Source organism: Bradyrhizobium sp. (genome assembly GCF_030693485.1).
GTDB lineage: Bacteria > Pseudomonadota > Alphaproteobacteria > Rhizobiales > Xanthobacteraceae > Bradyrhizobium.
The window spans coordinates 15,739-34,945 of record NZ_JAUYAN010000202.1 but is presented as its reverse complement, the minus strand read 5'-3'; the positions used below and the strand labels follow the sequence as shown (position 1 = coordinate 34,945).

General features: G+C 64.7%; 20 protein-coding genes. 3 read left to right on the top strand and 17 right to left on the bottom strand.

The window, feature by feature from the left end; translation table 11 throughout:
- The 3 genes from ileS to Q8N40_RS15215 form a co-directional block, all read right to left on the bottom strand.
- Positions 1–2,289, bottom strand: a 2,289-nt coding sequence (gene ileS / locus Q8N40_RS15225) for an isoleucine--tRNA ligase (protein ID WP_305712381.1), incomplete at its 3' end; no start/stop codon positions are given.
- Between the two features lie 190 nt (positions 2,290–2,479).
- Positions 2,480–2,665 (bottom strand): maltose acetyltransferase domain-containing protein, encoded by a 186-nt coding sequence (locus Q8N40_RS26730; RefSeq protein WP_370870841.1) that lies wholly within the window; start codon positions 2,663–2,665, stop codon positions 2,480–2,482.
- Between the two features lie 19 nt (positions 2,666–2,684).
- Positions 2,685–3,656, bottom strand: a complete 972-nt coding sequence (locus tag Q8N40_RS15215; RefSeq protein ID WP_305712380.1) for a bifunctional riboflavin kinase/FAD synthetase — start codon at positions 3,654–3,656, stop codon at positions 2,685–2,687.
- 226 nt (positions 3,657–3,882) lie between these two features.
- On the opposite strand from Q8N40_RS15215, the gene Q8N40_RS15210 reads away from it, so the two are divergent.
- Positions 3,883–4,278: a response regulator gene (locus tag Q8N40_RS15210; protein ID WP_305712379.1), complete on the top strand. Its 396-nt coding sequence runs from the start codon at positions 3,883–3,885 to the stop codon at positions 4,276–4,278.
- Between the two features lie 169 nt (positions 4,279–4,447).
- Here Q8N40_RS15210 and Q8N40_RS15205 read toward each other — a convergent pair whose 3' ends face one another.
- The 10 genes from Q8N40_RS15205 to uvrC all read right to left on the bottom strand — a co-directional run bounded on the left by Q8N40_RS15205 (position 4,448) and on the right by uvrC (position 14,850).
- Entirely contained in the window at positions 4,448–5,302 is an 855-nt protein-coding gene (locus Q8N40_RS15205) for a TIGR01459 family HAD-type hydrolase (protein WP_305712378.1), read from the bottom strand.
- A 15-nt stretch (positions 5,303–5,317) separates the two neighbouring features.
- The gene (locus Q8N40_RS15200; protein WP_305712377.1) at positions 5,318–6,808 is read right to left on the bottom strand and encodes an EAL domain-containing protein; all 1,491 of its coding nucleotides are present in this window, start codon (positions 6,806–6,808) and stop codon (positions 5,318–5,320) included.
- 122 nt (positions 6,809–6,930) lie between these two features.
- Positions 6,931–8,058, bottom strand: coding sequence for a YihY/virulence factor BrkB family protein (locus Q8N40_RS15195; protein WP_305712376.1), 1,128 nt, complete (start codon positions 8,056–8,058; stop codon positions 6,931–6,933).
- The gene (locus tag Q8N40_RS15190) at positions 8,058–8,648 is read right to left on the bottom strand and encodes a phage holin family protein (protein WP_305712375.1); all 591 of its coding nucleotides are present in this window, start codon (positions 8,646–8,648) and stop codon (positions 8,058–8,060) included. The genes Q8N40_RS15195 and Q8N40_RS15190 overlap by 1 nt, the downstream gene beginning before the upstream one ends.
- 201 nt (positions 8,649–8,849) lie before the next feature.
- Complete coding sequence (locus Q8N40_RS15185) at positions 8,850–10,196, bottom strand: aspartate aminotransferase family protein (RefSeq protein ID WP_305322407.1); 1,347 nt, start codon at positions 10,194–10,196, stop codon at positions 8,850–8,852.
- 173 nt (positions 10,197–10,369) lie between these two features.
- Positions 10,370–11,335, bottom strand: a complete 966-nt coding sequence (gene prmB, locus Q8N40_RS15180) for a 50S ribosomal protein L3 N(5)-glutamine methyltransferase (protein ID WP_305712374.1) — start codon at positions 11,333–11,335, stop codon at positions 10,370–10,372.
- Complete coding sequence (locus tag Q8N40_RS15175; protein ID WP_305712373.1) at positions 11,335–11,802, bottom strand: molybdenum cofactor biosynthesis protein MoaE; 468 nt, start codon at positions 11,800–11,802, stop codon at positions 11,335–11,337. Before Q8N40_RS15175 ends, prmB begins: the two co-directional genes overlap by 1 nt.
- A 7-nt stretch (positions 11,803–11,809) precedes the next feature.
- Positions 11,810–12,061 carry a molybdopterin converting factor subunit 1 gene (moaD, locus tag Q8N40_RS15170; protein WP_305322410.1) on the bottom strand — a complete coding sequence of 84 codons (252 nt, stop codon included), beginning with the start codon at positions 12,059–12,061 and terminating at the stop codon, positions 11,810–11,812.
- Complete coding sequence (gene pgsA / locus Q8N40_RS15165) at positions 12,058–12,675, bottom strand: CDP-diacylglycerol--glycerol-3-phosphate 3-phosphatidyltransferase (RefSeq protein ID WP_305322411.1); 618 nt, start codon at positions 12,673–12,675, stop codon at positions 12,058–12,060. The genes moaD and pgsA overlap by 4 nt, the downstream gene beginning before the upstream one ends.
- An 84-nt stretch (positions 12,676–12,759) precedes the next feature.
- Positions 12,760–14,850, bottom strand: coding sequence for an excinuclease ABC subunit UvrC (uvrC, locus tag Q8N40_RS15160; RefSeq protein ID WP_305712372.1), 2,091 nt, complete (start codon positions 14,848–14,850; stop codon positions 12,760–12,762).
- A 280-nt stretch (positions 14,851–15,130) separates the two neighbouring features.
- On the opposite strand from uvrC, the gene Q8N40_RS15155 reads away from it, so the two are divergent.
- Positions 15,131–15,757 carry an outer membrane protein gene (locus Q8N40_RS15155; RefSeq protein ID WP_305322413.1) on the top strand — a complete coding sequence of 209 codons (627 nt, stop codon included), beginning with the start codon at positions 15,131–15,133 and terminating at the stop codon, positions 15,755–15,757.
- A 153-nt stretch (positions 15,758–15,910) separates the two neighbouring features.
- Here Q8N40_RS15155 and Q8N40_RS15150 read toward each other — a convergent pair whose 3' ends face one another.
- The 4 genes from Q8N40_RS15150 to Q8N40_RS15135 all read right to left on the bottom strand — a co-directional run bounded on the left by Q8N40_RS15150 (position 15,911) and on the right by Q8N40_RS15135 (position 18,722).
- The gene (locus tag Q8N40_RS15150; RefSeq protein ID WP_298103207.1) at positions 15,911–16,126 is read right to left on the bottom strand and encodes a cold-shock protein; all 216 of its coding nucleotides are present in this window, start codon (positions 16,124–16,126) and stop codon (positions 15,911–15,913) included.
- 278 nt (positions 16,127–16,404) lie between these two features.
- Complete coding sequence (locus tag Q8N40_RS15145; protein WP_305712371.1) at positions 16,405–17,265, bottom strand: 23S rRNA (adenine(2030)-N(6))-methyltransferase RlmJ; 861 nt, start codon at positions 17,263–17,265, stop codon at positions 16,405–16,407.
- An 87-nt stretch (positions 17,266–17,352) separates the two neighbouring features.
- Complete coding sequence (locus Q8N40_RS15140; protein WP_305712370.1) at positions 17,353–18,057, bottom strand: ribonuclease T2; 705 nt, start codon at positions 18,055–18,057, stop codon at positions 17,353–17,355.
- A gap of 194 nt (positions 18,058–18,251) precedes the next feature.
- On the bottom strand, positions 18,252–18,722 hold the full coding sequence (locus tag Q8N40_RS15135) for a hypothetical protein (protein ID WP_305712369.1): 471 nt from the start codon (positions 18,720–18,722) through the stop codon (positions 18,252–18,254).
- Between the two features lie 164 nt (positions 18,723–18,886).
- Here Q8N40_RS15135 and Q8N40_RS15130 point away from each other — a divergent pair, with 164 nt between their 5' ends.
- Complete coding sequence (locus Q8N40_RS15130) at positions 18,887–19,174, top strand: hypothetical protein (RefSeq protein ID WP_305322417.1); 288 nt, start codon at positions 18,887–18,889, stop codon at positions 19,172–19,174.
- The last annotated feature ends 33 nt before the right edge of the window (positions 19,175–19,207 follow it).

Below are 19,207 nucleotides of genomic sequence, written 5' to 3'. Positions count from 1 at the left end.
GATGGCGGCCTGGCCCGCGAGTTGATGCAGCATCAGCCGCTCCAGCTCGGGCATGTCGGCGTGCGCGACCTGCTCCCCGGCCTTGAAATGCGCCAGCGTGCCAAGCATCCAGCGGATCGAGTTGCGCAGCTTGCGGTAGGTCTCGATGGTGTTTTTGAGGATTTCCGGGCCGATGCGCTGGTCGTCGGCATAGTCGGTGGCGCAGACCCACAGCCGCAGAATATCGGCGCCGGAGTCCTTCATCACCTTCTGCGGCTCGACGGTGTTGCCGACCGACTTCGACATCTTGCGGCCGTTCTCGTCCAGCGTGAATCCGTGCGTCAGCACCACGTCGAACGGCGCGCGGCCTCGGGTGCCGCAGCTTTCCAGCAGCGACGACTGGAACCAGCCGCGATGCTGGTCGCTGCCCTCCAGATACATCACGGTATCGGCGCCGCCATCGACCTTGCGGACGATATGCCCGAGTTGAGGAAAATTCTGGCGGTCTTCCAGCACGAAGGCATGGGTCGAGCCGGAATCGAACCAGACGTCGCAGATATCGTCGACCTTCTTCCAGTCCTCAGCCGCGCGCGAACCGAGGAAGCGTTGCCGCGCCCCGTCCATGTACCAGGCGTCGGCGCCTTCTTTCATGAAGGCTTCGGCGATGCGCTGATTGACGATTTCGTCCTGCAGGATTTCGGCGGAGCCATCGGCTTTCTCGCGCACGAACACCGCGATCGGCACGCCCCAGGCTCGCTGGCGCGAGATCACCCAGTCGGGCTTGCTGTTGACCATGCCGTTGATGCGGTTCTGGCCCGACGGCGGCACCCATTGGGCGACCGAGATGGCGTGTTGCGCGCGGGCGCGCAGCGTGTCGTCCGGCTTCGCCTTGCCGTCATCCGCGATAGGCTTGTCCATTGCAATGAACCATTGCGGCGTGTTGCGGAAGATCACCGGCTTCTTCGAGCGCCAGGAATGCGGATATTGATGCTTGAGCCGGCCGCGCGCCAGCAGCATGCCGCGCTCGACCAGCGCCTTGATCACCGCCTCGTTGGCGTCGCCCTTTTCGCCCTTGTCGTTGATGACGCGTTTTCCGGTGAAGCCCGGCGCGTGATCGGTGAAGGCACCGTTCTCATCGACGGTGTAGGGGATGGTGGTGTTGATGCCGCGCGCCGCCAGATCGCGCGCATTTGCCATCCAGACCTCGAAATCCTCGCGGCCGTGGCCCGGGGCGGTGTGGACGAAGCCGGTACCGGTATCGTCGGTGACGTGATCGCCTGCGAGCAGCGGCACGACGAATTCATATCCGCTACTGACGCCCTTCAGCGGATGGGCGCATTCCACCGCATCCAGCGTGTCGGCCGGCAAGTCGCGCACCTTCTTGTAGGCGGTGACACGCGCTTGCTTGAACGCGCCTTCCGCCAGCGCATCCGCCAGGATCAGCAGATCGCCATTCCTGGCCCAGTTGTCGCCGGGCGCATCGGTGACCTCAAAGAGACCGTAGGAAATTTTCGGCGAGAAGCTGATGGCGCGGTTGCCGGGGAGCGTCCACGGCGTGGTGGTCCAGATCACGACGCTGGCGGTGGCGAGCGCGCCAAACGCCGGTGACGTGACCGGAAACTTCACCCACACGGTATCGCTGGTGTAGTCTTCGTATTCGATTTCGGCTTCCGCCAGCGCGGTCTTTTCCACCACGCTCCACATCACGGGCTTGGAGCCGCGATAGAGCGTGCCGTTGGCGGCAAACTTCATCAGCTCGCGCGCGATCTGCGCCTCGGCGGCAAAGTCCATCGTGGCGTAGGGATGATCCCAGTCGCCGATGATGCCGAGCCGCTTGAATTCCTCGCGCTGCACGTTGAGCCAGTGCGTGGCATAGGCGCGACATTCCTTGCGGAAGGCCACCATCGCAGTGGAGTCCTTGAAGTCCGGCTTTGGCTTGCCCTTGGAGCGGTAGTTCTCTTCCTCGATCTTCCATTCGATCGGCAGGCCGTGACAGTCCCAGCCCGGCACGTAATTGGAATCGAAGCCGAGCATCTGCTGGCTCTTGGTCACCACGTCCTTCAGGATCTTGTTGAGGGCGTGGCCGATATGGATGTTGCCGTTGGCGTAGGGCGGGCCGTCATGCAGGACGAATTTGGCCCGGCCGGCGGCAGCCTCGCGGAGCTTGCCGTAGAGGCCGATCTCGTTCCACCGCTTGAGGATCTCCGGTTCGCGCTGCGGCAGGCCGGCGCGCATCGGGAATTCCGTCTGCGGCAGGAACAGGGTCTTGGAATAGTCGGTAACGTCGGACTTCTGCGGCTTCTCGGACATGAATGCTCTTGGGCTCAAGGGGCGCTGAAACGCGATTCATCGCGGATGAATGGATAGGATCCCGGTCTTGCGCCGAGCAGATCGCTCAGGCGGAAGCCGGGCCGCTAATGGGGATGGTGCGCCGCGAAAACATGAGCTTTCCATAGCAGCCAAGCGGCAAAATCGCAAAGCCCCCGGCACGCCTCGACCGTCAGTCCTCGGCCACTGGTCGCGGGTGACGCGGCCGGGCCGGATTGCCGGTAACGGTCTGGCCCGGCTCGACATCCCGCGTCACCACGCTGCCGGCCCCGATTATGGCGCGCGCCAGCCATTCCTTGGTGACGGCCTGCTCGGCGCCGATTTCGGCGTCGGCACGGTAGAGTTCGCCCGCCAGCATTTTTGCTTTTCGGTTTTGCTCATCCGACCTGCCCGAGCTTCGGAAACGCGTCCGGCGCCGCCGCCAGCGCCGCGCGGGCTCTCGCGCTGTCGTCGTCCATCTGGCGTACCAGCGCCTCGATGCCGTCGAACTTCACTTCGTCGCGGATGAAGGCGATGAAGGCGACATCCAGCGAGACGCCATAGAGGTCGCCCTTGAAGTCGAACAGGAACACTTCCAGCAGCGGCGCGCCATTATCGAAGGTCGGGCGGCGGCCGAAACTGGCGACGCCGTTGAGCCTTTCGGTACCGCGGCCGACCCGCACCGCATAGATGCCGTGCTTGAGCCCGCAATTCTTGTCGAGCCGGATATTGGCGGTGGGATAGCCGAGATCGCGGCCGCGTTTCTCGCCATGGATCACCGTGCCCGCCACGAACCAGGGGCCGCCGAGCATCGCGGTGGCGTCGTCGATCTGCCCCTCCGCGAGCGCCATCCGGATCGCAGAGGAGGACACCGGCCGCTCGTCGATATCGATATGGGCCTGGACGTCGACCTCAATGCCGAGCCGGGGCGCTTCGCTCACCAGAAGGCTCGGCGAGCCCACACGGCCCTTGCCAAAATGAAAGTCGTAGCCGACCGCGATCCCGCTGATTCCGAGCCGGTCGATCAGGTCATGGTGAATGAAATCCTGCGCCGTGGTTCCGGCGCGCCCCTTGTCGAAGGTCATCACCACGGCGCCGGAAAGCCCGGTGCCGGCCAAAAGCCGGAGCTTGCTGGCCTCGTCGGTAAGCCGGAACTGGGGGGTGTTCGGACTGAAGAAGCTGCGGGGGTGCGGCTCGAAGGTCACCGCCAGCGCCGGCCGGTCGTGGGCACGCCCCATCTGCAGGGCGGCGGCGATGACCGCGCGGTGGCCGAGATGAACGCCGTCGAAATTGCCCATCGCCACCACCGCTCCCCTGGGGATGGCGGCTGCTTGGGTGTCGTCGCGGATAACGGTGAAGCCAGGCGTCATTTTGCAAGATTCTTTGGGCGAGGTCAGCAGGCGCGGGACCGTGACGCGGCGGCCCCGACGAAGTCAAGCCGGGCCAAATCGACCGCGGAGCGGGTGTCGCTACCATGTTTCCCGCTAAGGTCGGTTAACGGGCTGTTTAACGGCTGGTGCTACTGGTGGGGGCGGACTGCGGGGCTTTTGGCCTGGCGCGGGCTCGTGTGGATTGTAGCGTTGCGGGGGAGTCAAGATGGCGGTTGATTTGTCGATGTCGGTTCTGGTGGTGGATGACTACAACACCATGATCCGGATCATCCGAAATCTCCTGAAGCAGCTCGGCTTCGAGAATATCGATGACGCCAGTGACGGCTCGGCGGCGCTGAACAAGATGCGCGTCAAGAAGTACGGGCTTGTGATCTCCGACTGGAACATGGAGCCGATGACCGGCTACGACCTGCTCCGGGAAGTTCGCGCCGACCCCAATCTCGCCACCACGCCGTTCATCATGATCACGGCGGAATCCAAGACCGAAAACGTGATTGCCGCCAAGAAGGCCGGCGTCAACAACTACATCGTCAAGCCGTTCAACGCCGCCACGCTGAAGACCAAGATCGAGGCGGTATTCCCTGACATGGCCAACGCGTAGGCGTGTGCGTTCGTTCTTTACCTCGCCCCACTTGCGGGGAGAGGTCGCCGCGCACTTGCGCGGCGGGTGAGGGGGATTCACCGGGTACTCTCTTCTTTAAAATTTGCCGAGAGAGCCCCCCACCCCGACCCTTTCCCCGCAAGCGCGGGGCGAGGGAGAAGAGACGTCCCTACCACCTCAACTCGCGCATCAGCGCCTTCGGCGGGTGGCCGAACAGCTCCTTCACCGAGGCGGGGTCGAGCTGATCGATGCCCTCGAACTCTTCGGAGTGGATGCCGCGGGTCAGGAACAGGCAGTCGATGCCGAAGGCATGCGCGCCGGTCAGATCGGTCCGCACGGAATCGCCGATCGCCAGCACGCGGTTGAGCTCGATGGCGTGGCTCTGGCGCGCGGCCGCGAGTTCAACGGCGCGCTCATAGATCGGCCGGTGCGGCTTGCCGTAGAAGATCACCTCGCCGCCGAGTTCGCGATAGAGTTCGGCGATCGCGCCGGCGCAATAGATCAGGCGGTCGCCGCGCTCGACCACGATGTCGGGGTTGGCGCAGATCAGCGTCAGCTGGCGCTCGCGAGCCTTCAGCAGCATGCCGCGATAATCCTCGGCCGATTCGGTTTCGTCGTCGAACAGGCCGGTGCAGACGATGTAATCGGCGGCTTCCAGCGGCGCGATCATGGTGTCGAGGCCGCGATAGATCGAATTGTCGCGCTCGGGGCCGAGCCAGAACATTTTCTTGCCCGGATGGTCGGCGACGAAATGCCGGGTGAGGTCGCCCGAACTGACGATGGCGTCATAGGTCTCGTCGGCGACGCCGAGCTTGCGCAATTGCCGCTGTACCGAATCGGCGGGCCTTGGCGCATTGGTGATCAGGATCACCGTGCCGCCCTGGGCGCGGAAGTTGTGCAGCGCCTCACAGGCTTCGGGGAAGGCCACCAGGCCGTTGTGAACCACGCCCCAGATGTCGGAGAGCACGACCTCGACGCCGGGGACGAGATCGCGCAGCCGCTCGGCAAAACGCAGACCGGTCATGGCAGCGACACCCGGTCAGCCCGGCCCAGCGGCACGCCGCGCCAGCGCGGCGTTGCCGGTCGCCCGCGCCGGGGGCTCGATGGCCGGACTGGTGAGGGGAGCCGTTTTGGGGGAGCCATTGGGTTCCTGCGGATTGTTCGAAGGCGCCCCGCCGGTAGCAGATGCCCCCTCGGGCCGCAACGGCCGGGGTGGCGCAAACAGAAAGCCTTGCCCGAACCGCACGTCGAAATCGAGCAGGTCGACCACCGCGCGCTCGCCTTCGATTCGCTCGGCGATCAGGTCGATACCGAAGCGGCCGAGCAGATCGGACAGGTCCGAGGGATGAATGTCGGAGGTGGAACTTGAGCGCTGGTCGAGCAACAAAGCGGCAGGTACCTTGATGAAGCGGACGCCGCGGTCAGCCAGTTCGCGCGGCTCGATCCTGAGGTCGGTGACGTGGTCGATCGAGAAACGGTAGCCGCGCTGCGCCAGCGCCGCCAGATGCTCGGTCTCGACCGCGCCGAGGTTGCGGAACGTCGCCTGCTTGAATTCGAGCACGAAGGAAGGCGCCAGCGCGCGGTTGGCTTCGAGGAAGTCGAGGCATTGCGCGAAGGTGGTGGGGTTACCGAGCGTTCCTGCTGCGACGTTGCAGAAGATTCCGACATCCTTGTTGCGCACCATCAGCCGGCGCAGCACCTGCACGCAGCGCAGCATCACCATGTGATCGATCCGTCCGATCAGTCCGGCGGCCTCGGCGACCCCGATGAAATCCTCCGCGGCGAGAACCTCGTCCTTGTCGTCGCGCAGCCGTGTGACCGCCTCGTAGAAGCGCACCTTGCGCTGCGGCAGAGTCACCATTGGCTGCAGGTAGATGTCGATGCGATTTTCCTCGACCGCGCCTTTCACAGCGCTGAGGATTTGGGCGTGGCTGCGCGACGGGGTTGTTTCGGCGGCAACAGCTGGTGCTGCAGCGGCGGGTGCTGCAACGGCAGGCGCTGCCACAACCGGCGCCGCCTTGGCGGGCATCGGCGCGCTGACTGTCTGCTCGGCGACGTCGGGTGGTTCGCGCGAAGCCTCGCGCTCCGGCGGGCTGGCAAGCGGAGGCGGCGCGGTGGCGGCGCCTGCGGCCAGCATGTCGTCGTGGCTGGCGACCGAGGTCGCGAGCTGCTTGACCAGCACGCCGAGTTCGTTGATCTCGCCGATCACGGTCTGGATGCGGTCGGCACCGGTCGAATTGGCCGACACCACCCGGCCCTCGACGGCGGCGAGGCGGCGCCCGAATTCGGCGACCTGGCGGGCGAGGTCGGCCGTGCCGCGCGACAGATCCGCAATCTGGCCTCCGACATCGGTGCGGTCGCGCAGTCGCATCGACACGGCATTGTAGAGGATCAGGAAGGTCAGCGCGGTGAGCGCCACGATCGCGGATTCCGAACCGCTGATGCCCAGCACCGAATACAGGATCAGGCCGAGGGAGGCCGCGACCAGCACCATGCAGATGGCGATGAAAACCGTGGAAATGCGAATCATGTCGCGCGCAACGCCCTCAGGTCCAGACTGCTCTCGCCCGGGAAAACGCGAAAGCCGCAGCCATCTCGAATCTTGCGCTCCTCCAGGCCCTGCAAGCTTAGCATCAATGTTGATTCGACGGGCTAGTGTTCTTTTGATTCGGCCGGAACCGCCGGTCCCAGCGTGTCCGCCATCACGGCGCCGCGGGCGCCGAGCGGCCCGGGTTGCCCGACCGTCGAATCTCGCGCGGTCTGGTGCTCGATTTCCGCGTTCAGTTCGGCGCCGCACAGCACGATGACGGCGGACATCCACATCCACATCATCAGACCGATGGCGGCGCCGAGCGAGCCGTAGGTGGCGTCGTAGTTGCCGAAGTTCGACAGGTACCACGACAGCAGCGAAGAGCCCGCGATCCAGAGCAGGGCCGCGGCCAGCGTGCCGACGCTGAGCCATTCCCACCGCGCCGCCCGCCGGCTCGGCCCGAACCGGTAGAGCACGCCGAGCGCCAACAGCAGGATCACGAACATGACAGGCCATCGCGCCAGGCTGACGATGTCCTTGCTCTGCTGCGCGAGGCCGAGATGATCGAGCGCCAGCGGCAGCGCCACCACCGCGCTCACCATCAGCATCAGCGCCATGATCGCGCCCGTGGTAAAGCCCAGCGACAGCAGGTTCAGCCGGAAGAATCCGCGCTTCTCGCGTTCGCCATAGACCACGTTCAATGCCTCGATCACGGCCTTGACGCCGGCATTGGCGCTCCAGATCGCGAGCCCGAGGCCGAACAGAAACGTGGCGCCCAGCGCAGTGTCGCCCTTGGCGAGCACGCGCGTGATCTGGTCCTGCACGATCTGGAACGAGCCCTGCGGCAACATCACGGCCATGGTCTGCAGATTGGCGCCGATGGTGGAGGCGTCCGCGAACAGTCCGTAGGATGACACCAGCGCCGTGATCGCCGGAAACACTGCGAGCAGGCCGAAAAACACGACACCCGCGGCGGTTGCGAGCAAGCGGTCTTCGTCGATCTGCTGATAGGTCCGCCACAGGATGTCCTTCCAGCCGGCAGAGGGAATCTGCAAAGGGTTGCTGGAAAGCCGGCCTCGTCCGTGCGGCGCCAGTTCGGGCACGACGGAATCGGGCGCCGCGATCGCCGGCCCGCAAGCCGGCTCCGGCGCGATGATGTTTTGAAGATAGCGCTGCGCGGTCAGCACGAAAATCGCCGTGGCTGCGATCAGAAGCAGACTGTCGGCAGCCTCCCTGCGCCGGCCGGACATCAGGACGCCGGTCTTCGCGCCTGTTGCCGCCGGACGGCCGCCCAGCCCAGCAATGTCGCGGCTACGAGCAGGCCGGCCTGCACCTTTCTGCTGTCCACGGCCGGGCCGGGGCGCGATGCCCGCCGGGTGCGGCTCGTACCGCTCACAGGCGTGGCGGGCTCGCGCAAGATCGCCGTCGCGGTATTGGTGGCCGCTTCGACCCGGGCCGGCTTGATCGGATTGGCATTGATGGCGACACGCAGGCGGCTCGCCAGCGACGGGAATTTTGGTGCCGGGCGCTTCAGCCGGCTGGCGGCCACACCGGCGCAGATCGCGGCGATCGTCGCCAGCAAGCCGCTGGAGGCGCCGAACGCCTGAAACAGCCCGTAATGGATCTCAATCCAGCGAAACAGCGCGGCGGCCCCGACGAAAAGCGCCGCGATCAGGAAAATACCCGCGGCGGCAAACAGGCCCGCTGCGACGGCATAAGATACGGCAGCGCCGGTGGCCTGTTCCGTCCGGTCGCGCATATAGGATTGCGTCGCCCGTTTGACCTGGTTCAGTTTGAGCGCCAGTCCGGTGCGCAGCAAGCCGCTCGAGAGCGCGAGCATGTCTGTCGTTCCTTCTACCGCAGCGGCGCGGATCGCCCTGCCGTGACAAGAACGTGGTGAGGTTTTGAAGGTTCCGCGCTGCCAAGACGTGTTTCGGGCGCCCTGTGGCCCATGGCGCGGGCGACCGTATCCAAATGGGTCCCGGCTCTGCGGCGCACCGCTGAAGAAGCGCTGCGCCGCGTCCGGGACACGGATGTGACCTTACGCCACCGCGCGGATCACCTTGGCGACCTTGTCGACGATCTCGCCGATCTGGTCTTCGGTGACGATCAAGGGCGGGGTCAGCGCCAGGGTGTCGCCGGCGACGCGCAGCATCAAGTCGTTGTCGTGGAACGCGCTGTTGAGCCCGTCGAAGCCGCGCTTGCCCGGCAGGTCCGGGCGCGAGGCGAGGTCGATGCCCGCGGTCAGGCCGACGGTGCGAATGTCGACCACGTTGGGCTCGTTGCGCAGCGACATCACGGCGTCGGCGAATTTCGGCTCGAGCATTTTGGCGCGCTCGAACAGTTTTTCGTCGCGGTAGATGTCGAGCGTCGCCAGCGCCGCGGCGCAGGCGATCGGGTGCGCCGAATAGGTATAGCCGTGGGTCAGTTCGACGACATGCTCGGGGCCGTTCATGAAAGCGTCGTGGATGGTGTCGCGCACCAGCACGCCGCCCATGGGGGCCGCCCCATTGGTGATGCCTTTTGCAAATGTCAGCATGTCCGGCAGCACGCCGTAACGCTCGGCGGCAAAGGCGAAGCCGAGCCGGCCATAGCCGGTGATTACTTCGTCGAAGATCAGGAGAATGCCGTGCTTCTGGGTGATCTCGCGCAGCCGCTTGAGATAGCCCTTCGGCGCCGGCAGCACGCCGGTCGATCCGGCCATCGGCTCGACGATCACGGCGGCGATGGTGTTGGCACCGTGCAAATTGACCAGCCGCTCCACATCGTCGGCGAAATGCGCGCCATATTCCGGCTCGCCCTTGGAAAAGGCCTGCTTCTCGCGGTCATAGGTGTGGGAAATATGATCGACGCCTGTCAGCAGCGATCCGTAGATCTTGCGGTTGTTGACGATGCCGCCGACGGACGTGCCGCCGAACCCGACGCCGTGATAGCCGCGCTCGCGGCCGATCAGCCTGGTGCGGCCGCCCTGGCCGTTGATCTGGTGATAGGCCAGCGCAATCTTCAGCGCGGTATCGGCGGCTTCAGAACCGGAATTGCAGAAGAACACGTGGTCGAGACCATCGGGCGCCAGATCGGCGATGCGGCTGGCAAGCTCGAAGGCCTGCGGAATGCCGAACTGAAACGGCGGCGCGTAGTCGAGCGTGGCTGCCATCTTGCCGATCGCCTCGGCGATCTGGGAGCGGCCGTGGCCGGCATTGCAGCACCACATGCCGGCGGCGGCGTCGATGATCTTGCGGCCGTCGACGGTGAGGTAATGCATGTCCTTGGCGCCGGCGAGGAGCCGCGGATTCTTCTTGAACGCACGGTTGGCGGTGAACGGCATCCAGTGCGCGGCGAGATCGTTCGGCACGTTGACGGCGGCGGAGCGTGGGCTCTTATCCAGCATGGGGGGCCTCTTCGAGGTTTGGGGCAAGATCTTGGAATATGGGCGGCTACCCGCGCAGTCTATCAGCTTCGCCGCTCGGCGGGAACGACGATGCAGCGCAATATTTATTTCCGATCGATCGGGCGGATTGATGCCGGTTCGCGCGGCACTTGGTCGCTCAGGAATCTGGCCGCTCACAAATCGGCGGCCCCGATCCAGAACACTTCGCCGTCGGAATCTTCGGTTTCGAGCCAGAGCAGCGGCAATTGCGGGTAGGCAGCCTCCAGCGCCGGCCGGCAACGGCCGATTTCGCACAACAGCCCGCCCTGCGGCGTCAAATGCTGTTTGGCCTCGTCGAGGATGCGCCTGACGATATCGAGCCCGTCGGCGCCGCCGTCGAAAGCGAGTCTCGGCTCGGCGCGGCATTCGCGCGGCAGGTCGGCCATCCCCTGCGCGTCGACATAGGGCGGATTGGAAATGATCAGGTCGTACCGCCGGCCCTTGAGTGGCCCAAACAGGTCGCCGCGGTGCAGCGTTATCCGCTCCTCGAGGCCGTGATCGGCGACATTGCGCGCGGCGACGGCGAGGGCATCCCTGGAAAGGTCGATCGCGTCGACCCGGGCATTGGGGAAATTCCGGCTCGCGAGGATCGCGAGACAGCCCGAACCGGTGCAGAGGTCGAGCACGTTTTCGACGGCTAGAGGATCCTCGATCAGCGAGCCGCCGGCTTTGTCACCATCCTCGCCGCCGAAATGGGAGTCCAGCAATTCGCCGATGAAGGAGCGCGGCACGATGGTGCGCTCGTCGACAAAGAACGGCATACCGCGCATGTAGATCTTGTTGACCAGATAGGCGGCGGGTTTGCGCGACGTGACACGGCGCGCGATCAATTCGAGGATGGCCTTGGCCTCGTGTGCCGTGACCCGCGCCGTGGCAAACGTCTCGAACTGGTCAGGATGCAAATGCAGCGTTTCGCAGACCAGGAAGGCAGCCTCCGCCACCGGGTCGGTGGTGCCATGCGCGAACACGAGTCTGGCTTCGATGAAGCGGCTTGTCGCATAGCGCACGAAATCGAGCAGCGTCCTGAGTTCGCCGGATGCAATCCTGGGCAGTTTCACCGCGGCGGGCCGCTTCGCCGCCGGCTTTGCACGCTTCGCCATCAGGATCTGGTCCAGCGCGCGGCGGCGTCGTCGTCGTGGCTGTGGGCGTCGACCCAACTGGTTCCGGTGGGCTTTTCCTCGCGTTTCCAGAACGGCGCATTGGCCTTCAGATAATCCATCAGGAACTCAGCCGCCTCGAACGCCGCCTGGCGGTGCGCCGAGGCCGTCAGTACCAGCACGATATTCTCGCCTGCCTGAATGCGGCCGACGCGATGGATCACGGTCAGCCCGGTCAGCGGCCAGCGCGAGTTCGCGGTTTCGGCATGGCGTGCGATTTCGGCCTCGGCCATCCCGGGGTAATGTTCCAGCGTCAGCGCCGCGATCGCCTCGTCGCCCTCGCGGCCGCGGCAGATCCCGGAAAACGTCACGACGGCGCCGATATCGATACGGCCTTCCGTGAGCGCCGCGATCTCGCGGCCGATGTCGAAATCGGCCTCCTGGATGCGAATGGTCACCGTGACGGCCATGACAGGCTCAGCCGCCTGTCATCGGCGGGAAGAAGGCAATCTCGCGGGCGCCGGCGATGACGGTATCGGATTTGACGTGGGCGTGGTCGATCGCGGCGCGAATCACCCGCGGTGTCTCGAAGGCATGGGCATAGGTCTCGCCCTGTCCGGCCAGCCAGGCGATCAGGTCGTCCACGGTGCGCACGCTGGCCGGCGGCTCGACCGTTTCCTCTGATTTGCCGATCCGTTCGCGCACCCAGGCGAAATACTTGACCTTCACGTCTCATCCTCCTTGATAAGATGATGAATGCCGGCGCGGAAATAGTCCCAGCCGGTGTAGATCGTGAAAATCGCCGAGGCCCACAACAGCACGATGCCGATCAGCGTGGTCAGCGGCAGGATCGCCTCGCCGGCTTCGCCGGCGATCAAAAAGCCGATCGCGACCAGCTGGATGGTGGTCTTCCATTTCGCGAGCTTGGTGACGGGCACACTGACCCGCAGGGCGGCGAGATATTCGCGCAGGCCCGAGACCAGGATTTCCCGGCACAGGATGACGATGGCAGCCCACAGCGTCCAGCCATGGATGCTGCTATCCGCCGCCAGCATCAGGAGGCAGGATGCTACCAGCAGCTTGTCTGCGATCGGATCCAGCATCCGGCCGAACGCCGAGTGCTGGTCCCAGATTCGCGCATAATAGCCATCCAGATAATCGGTGATGGCCGCGGCGATAAAGACCGCCAGCGCCACCCAGCGCAGCCACAACGGGTAGTACATGATGGACTGCAGGAAGACGCAGCCCACCACCACCGGAATCGCGGCGATCCGGCCGTAGGTCAGGATATTCGGCAGGGACATCGAGCTCTTGCCCGAACCCTTTGTCGTGGCGGTGTTCATCCGTCTTACCAATACCGCCCAAGCATGAAGGTCAACCGTGCGGCGCACGTGACCCGTTGCAGGCGCCCCCTGTGTGACGCGAAATTACCCCGTCTGCGCGTGGAAAAACTCGAAAATCTTGCGGGCGCTTTCGGCGCTGACCCCCGGAACCTTGCCGAGATCGGCGATCGATGCCCGTTCGATCTCCTTCAACGTTCCGAAATGGTGCAGCAAGGCACGTTTCCGTGAGGGCCCGATGCCCGGAATTTCCTGCAGGCCAGCCTCGCGGATGTCCTTCTTGCGCAGCTTGCGGTGCGAACCGATTACGAAGCGATGCGCCTCGTCGCGTAGCCGCTGGATGAAATAAAGCACGGGGTCGCGCGGCTCCAGCTTGATCGCCTCCTTGTCCGGCATGAACAGGGTTTCGCGGCCGGCGTCGCGGTCGGGACCTTTTGCCACGGCCAGCAGCGTGACCTGGGTCAGGCCGAGCACGGCGAAAATCTCCCTGACGGCGTTGAGCTGGCCGCGGCCGCCGTCGATGATGACGAGGTCGGGCCATTGCGGAAACGAATCGTCGTCCGCTTTCGGCCTGGCGGCGCCGTCTTCCGCGGGCTTCAACAGCCGCTTGAAGCGCCGCTCGAGCACCTCGCGCATCATCGCGTAATCGTCGCCGGGGGTGAGGCCTTCCGACTTGATGTTGAACTTGCGGTACTGGTTCTTGATGAAGCCATCCGGACCCGCCACGATCATGGCGCCAACCGCGTTGGTGCCCTGGATATGGCTGTTGTCGTAGACTTCGATCCGCTTCGGCGGATGCGGCAGTCCGAGCGTGGCGACCATGCCCTGCAGCAACCGGCTCTGGGTCGCGGTATCCGCCAGCTTGCGGCCCAGCGCCTCGCGCGCATTGGTCAGCGCGTGCGCGATCATCTCCTTCTTTTCGCCGCGTCGCGGTGTCGCGACTTCCACCTTGAAACCGGCCTTGATCGACAGCGCGTCGGCCAGCAGTTCGGATTCATCGATGGAATGCGACAGCAGGATGAGCTTCGGCGGCGGCTTGTCGTCGTAGAACTGGGCGAGGAACGAGGCCAGCACCTCTTCCGGGGTAAAGGTTCTCTCGGCGCGGGGGAAATAGGCGCGGTTGCCCCAGTTCTGGCCGGTGCGGAAGAAAAACACCTCGATGCAGGAATAACCGCCCTCCTGGTGGATGGCGAAGACGTCGGCTTCCTCCACGCTACGCGGATTGATGCCCTGCTGCGACTGGATCGCGGACAATGCCGCGAGGCGGTCGCGGTAAAGCGCCGCGGTCTCGAATTCCAGTTCGGCAGAGGCCTTTTCCATTTCGCCGGCGAGCTGCTGCTTCACCACGCGGCTGCGGCCGGACAGGAAATCCGTCGCCTCGTGCACCAGTTCGGTATAGCCGGGGAAATCGATCTCGCCGGTGCACGGCCCCGAACAACGGCGGATCTGGTAGAGCAGGCAGGGCCGTGTGCGGCTTTCGAAGAACGCATCGGTGCAGGAGCGCACCAGAAAGGCGCGTTGCAGCGCCGTGATGGTGCGGCCGACCGCGCCGGCCGAGGCGAACGGGCCGAAATATCGCCCGGGGCGCGACTGCGCGCCGCGATGCTTCAGGATCTGCGGCGCCCAGTGGTCGCCGGTGATCAGGATGTAGGGAAACGACTTGTCGTCGCGCAGCTGCACGTTGAAGCGCGGCCGCAGCTGCTTGATCAGATTGGCTTCCAGCAGAAGCGCCTCGGTTTCGGTCGCGGTCGACACGATCTCGACGGTCGCGGTGGCCGCGATCATGCGCAGGATGCGCGCCGGCTGCGGCGCCGAGACCCGGGCGTAGGAAGACAGCCGCTTCCTGACGTTCTTCGCCTTGCCGACATAGAGCACGTCGCTGGCGGCATTGAGCATGCGGTAGACGCCGGGCGAGGTCGGGGCATGGCGCACCGCATGCTCGATCGCGGCGTGGCCGGACGCCAGCCGTCCCTCCGGCAGCGCTTCGCCTGATTCGTCCGCAACCTCCGGCAGGCTCTCGTCGTCCTCTTCGGCGCCCGACGCAGGGTCGAACTCCTCCAGCGCCGGGTCCTGCGGCGGCAGATCGGCAGCCGCAATGGCCGGTCCCTGGCCGCGCTCCGGCCGCGGGGCTGAAAGCCCAAGGGCATCCTTGGGAGGTTGGGAAGAATCTTGATCCATCGGTCGAATACTTAAGCGCTGGGTCCGGTCATCGCCAGCGTCGCGGCGTGGACGGCAGGCCCGGCTGCCGTCGATGCGGATCAGCGCGGCCCGCCCTCTGTAACACTTTCTTAAGAATGCCGAACGGGCGGTAACCGGTCTTAACAACCCTTTAACTTAAAACTCTCGATAAATCTTATCAGAAGAAGAGTGAGTTCCGTAACCATGCGGTCTCGCGTCGCGCCCCGCTTCGGGCGCTTTGCGAAGCCGGGGGTCACGGCAGTTGCGTGGGGAGAGTACGATGAAAAAGCTTGTATCGGGCGCCGCGGCGCTGGCCGCCGTGAGCTGGACCCTGTCGGCGCAGGCCGCCGACATGAACAATTATGGCGCGCGCGCTCCCTATACCGTCAACCAGCCGCTCAATGCCTACAGCTGGGCCGGCCCCTATCTCGGCGCCAATCTCGGCTATGCCTGGGGATCGGTCCACAACAACCCGGCCAAACCTTCGGGCTTCGTCGGTGGCGTGACGGCCGGCTACAACTGGCAGACCGGGCCCTGGGTGTTCGGCGCCGAGGGCGATATCCAGGCGACCGGCGCCAACGATACCTTCGCGCCGTGGAAATTCTCCAATCCGTGGTTCGGCACCGTGCGCGGCCGGGTCGGCTATGCCCTCAACAACATCATGTTCTTCGGCACCGGCGGTCTGGCGTTCGGCGAATTGCGCGGCGAGACCTTCGGGCTGTCGGAAAGCCATACCAGGGCCGGCTGGACCGTGGGCGCCGGCACCGAATTCGGCCTGACCCAGAACCTGAGCGCCAAGATCGAATATCTCTATGTCGATCTCGCCAATTCCAACTTCACCATCACCGGCGCGTCGAACGGTTACCGGTTCGGACTGCTGCGCGCCGGCGTGAATTATCGCTTCTGACCACAAGAAACTTTCGAAAAAGAAAAGATCTGCTGCAACCTCCCGGCCGCTTCCCGCGGCCGGGATTTTTTTGTGTGCGCTGTTCGCCATGCGCGGGCATCGCCGTCCGAAGGAGGGCGTCGCTTCCGTTCGCATGACGGTGACCAAAGTTACTCAGGATGAAATCACCAGATTGACCGCCTTGGGGCCCTTGCCCTTCTTGTCAGGTTCGACTTCGAAGGTAATGTGTTGTCCTTCGGTCAGATCCTTCAACCCGGCCCGCTCTACCGCGGTGATGTGAACGAACACATCGCGACCGCCGTCATCGGGCTTGATGAAACCATAGCCCCGTTCTCCGTTGAAGAACTTGACGATCCCAGTCATGGCCATCGGGAAACTCCTCCCCCGTACTGCACCGCCGCTACGCGCTGCAGCGCGCATCAGCTCGACCGGACATTCGCTGTCGGAAAGCAGGGCCTTCTGTGCGGATTAGGCAGCACCGCCGATCCGTCTTGAAATCGATTGAAGCCTTGTCACTCCGCCGCTACCATTTGCGGAAGCGGAACGTAAAGCCAGTCCCAATGGAGCAAGCATAATACGGTTCCCGGCACATTGCCTACCGTTGAAATCGTGCTGTTGCGTCGCGGAAAATGGCGCAGGTTGCGACGTCAGGGTTTCGGCACTTCGAGTCTGAAGCGGCCGGCGCCGCCCTGGCCGAGCGGCTTTTCCAGTTCGGGCAAAATCGCCTTCAACTCGCCCATCAGCGTCCATGGCGGATTGACGATCAGAAGCCCGGTAGAGACGAGGCCGGGGGAGGCCGCCTGCGGTGCGACGCTGAATTCGAGCCGCAGGCATTTTCCCGCGGGCTTGCCGGCGCCGGCCACCTCGGCGACATGCCGCGCCAGGCCGTCGGTGGCACGCCGGCTTTTCACGGGGTACCACAGCAGATAGCTGCCGGTCGGCCATTTCGCGAAGGCCTCGGTAAAGCCTGCGGCCAGCCGTTCGAACTCGTCCTTGGCCTCGAACGACGGATCGATCAGGACCAGGCCGCGCCGCTCGTTCGGCGGCACGAAGGCCGGCAGCGCGGTCCAGCCGTCGAGGTCGACCACCCGGGCCTGGGTGTCGCGCCTGAGCGCCGCGATCAGGCGCTTGCGGGCTTTCGGCTCGACTTCGCAGACGGTCATGCGATCCTGCGGCCGCAGCATCGCGCGGGCGATCAGCGGCGATCCCGGATAGGCCACGAGGTCGCGTTGCGGATTGAACGCCCTGACGATGTCGAGGTAGGGCCTGAGCAGCGGCTCGGTCTTTTCCGAGAACCGCGCCTGCATGATGCGGGCGATGCCGGTCAGCGATTCGCCGCCGCGGCGGGCTTCATCGGAGGTCAGGTCGTAGACCCCGGCGCCGGCATGGGTGTCGATGACGCGAAACGCCGCCGGCTTCTCATGCAGATAAGCGAGCATCCGCACCAGCACGATGTGCTTGATGACGTCGGCGAAGCCGCCGGCATGAAAGTCGTGACGGTAATTCATGGGGGAGGGTTACGACATCAGGCGACGAAAGTAACCAAGGTCATTCCGGCTTCGATGCTTCGCATCGCCCCGGAACGACATATCCCTTCAGGTCCCCCGCATCGGCGGCATCACCACCTCGTCGCGGCGGCAGGCACGGCGGTCGGTTTCCTCGCAGGCGCGGAACTGGAGGTCCTTGCTCATGCAGATGCGCACTTCGCTGAGCCGTTTCCTGCCGCAGACCACCGAGATCGCCGAGGCGCTCAGGCCTGGGTTGACCTTGATGAAGGCCTCCTCGATCGCGGCCGGTGCGAGTATCTTTTCCGATGACAATTCGAGATATTCCGGAGGAATCTTCACAGCGGCCCGCGCCTTGCGCGTGGTCTCGAAATAGGCCCGGGCGCTGAGCCCGGAGCAGGTGCCGTGCTTGTCCCATTCGGCAAAGATCAGTCCGGGCGCCGGCATCAGGTCCAGCATCGACGTCATGATATTGCGATCGAGCCGCGGCGACGGCCGCTGGCAATAATTGGGAAAGCCGCGCTCATATTGCGGCCACAGGCCGTGAACCACGAAGGAATAGGGCCGGCCGCACTGGATCTGCTGCGAACGTCCGTTGTTGCCGCGTTCCGCCGCTTCCTCGCAGTAGGACGGCGACCACGACAGCGCCAGCACGTAAAAATCGAACTCGCCGGGGGCATTCTGCCGGCGATCCTGCGCCGTGGCGGTCCCGGCCAACCCCGTCAGCGCGGCTGCGGCAAACAGGCTCACGGAAATCACAATCCGCGAAATCCAGACCCGTGAAAAAAGCGACATGACAAAGCCCCTAACCCTGGACCGCTCGGGAGCGTAGCAGAAAAACAGAACATTTCAAGAACAAAACGCGGAAGCCGACGGCGTCATGGCGTCCCTCGGGAGGGGTCGGGCAAAAATCTCGAAAACAACCCCATGTACAGTAGGATCCGGCCGCCGCAGCCGTGCCGCTGCGGTCCGGCACCCCAAGGCGCAATTCAAGGCCTGGCGGCCTTGCAGCCGGGATTATAGGCCCAGTTGCGGTCGAGCCCGGTCACGCACCATTCCACGCCCTGGCCGAAGCCGGCAAAACCGCCGTCCTCGATGATCGAATAGTGCACCTGGCGCATCTTGCCGTCGCTCAGCATCACGTCGGCGCTGCAATAGCGGCGCGGAATGTTGTCGGACTGCCAGGGCCGGAAGGCGGTTTCGTGGATCCGGCCATAGGCGGTGATCTTGAGCGAGGAATTCCAGAAGCTGCTTTCCTTCTCCCAGAACTGGTTGGTGATGGTGCCGAGCGCGGCTTCGCACTGCTTGACCCGGCCGTCATAGCGCGGACCGAACAACCCGAAATTCAGCTCCAGCGGATTGGCGGCTTGCGCAGCCTGTCCAAATGCCAACAGGCCCAGAAAAACGCCGAGTGCGGCGCCGATCGCGGGTCGTTTCAGGGAGGTGATGAAGTCACGCATGGGAAATCCGCCGGTGTTCCAACGCCGGGGACGGTGCCGCGAAGCCCGCATGAGGTCAAGTGCAACGCGGCAACACCTGCCGATAACCCGGCTGGCGGCCATCAGCCGTTCTTTTCACGGCGGCCGATGCGCCGTAAGGTGTCATCAGCCAAATGGAGTCTGCGATGCGAATGATTGGGGCTGCGAGCCTGGTTGCGATGGGAATGCTGGCGAGCGCGCCGGCGCAGGCCCAATGGGTGCCGCCGTTCAAGGGCAACGATACCGGCGGCATCATCGCCTATGCGCTGGCGTCGCAGACCGATATCCGGGCGATGGCGATCGATCACTGCGCGGGTTACGGCAAGGTGGTGAAATTCCTGGGTGTGCAGGCCTATGAGGGCGGCTACATCTCGTTCGCCTGCCGCTGGGTGCCGTATTACCGGGCGGACGGGGCCCTGCGCGCCCGTTATTGAGCCGGACCCTCCCGATTCGACGAAGGCGATCTG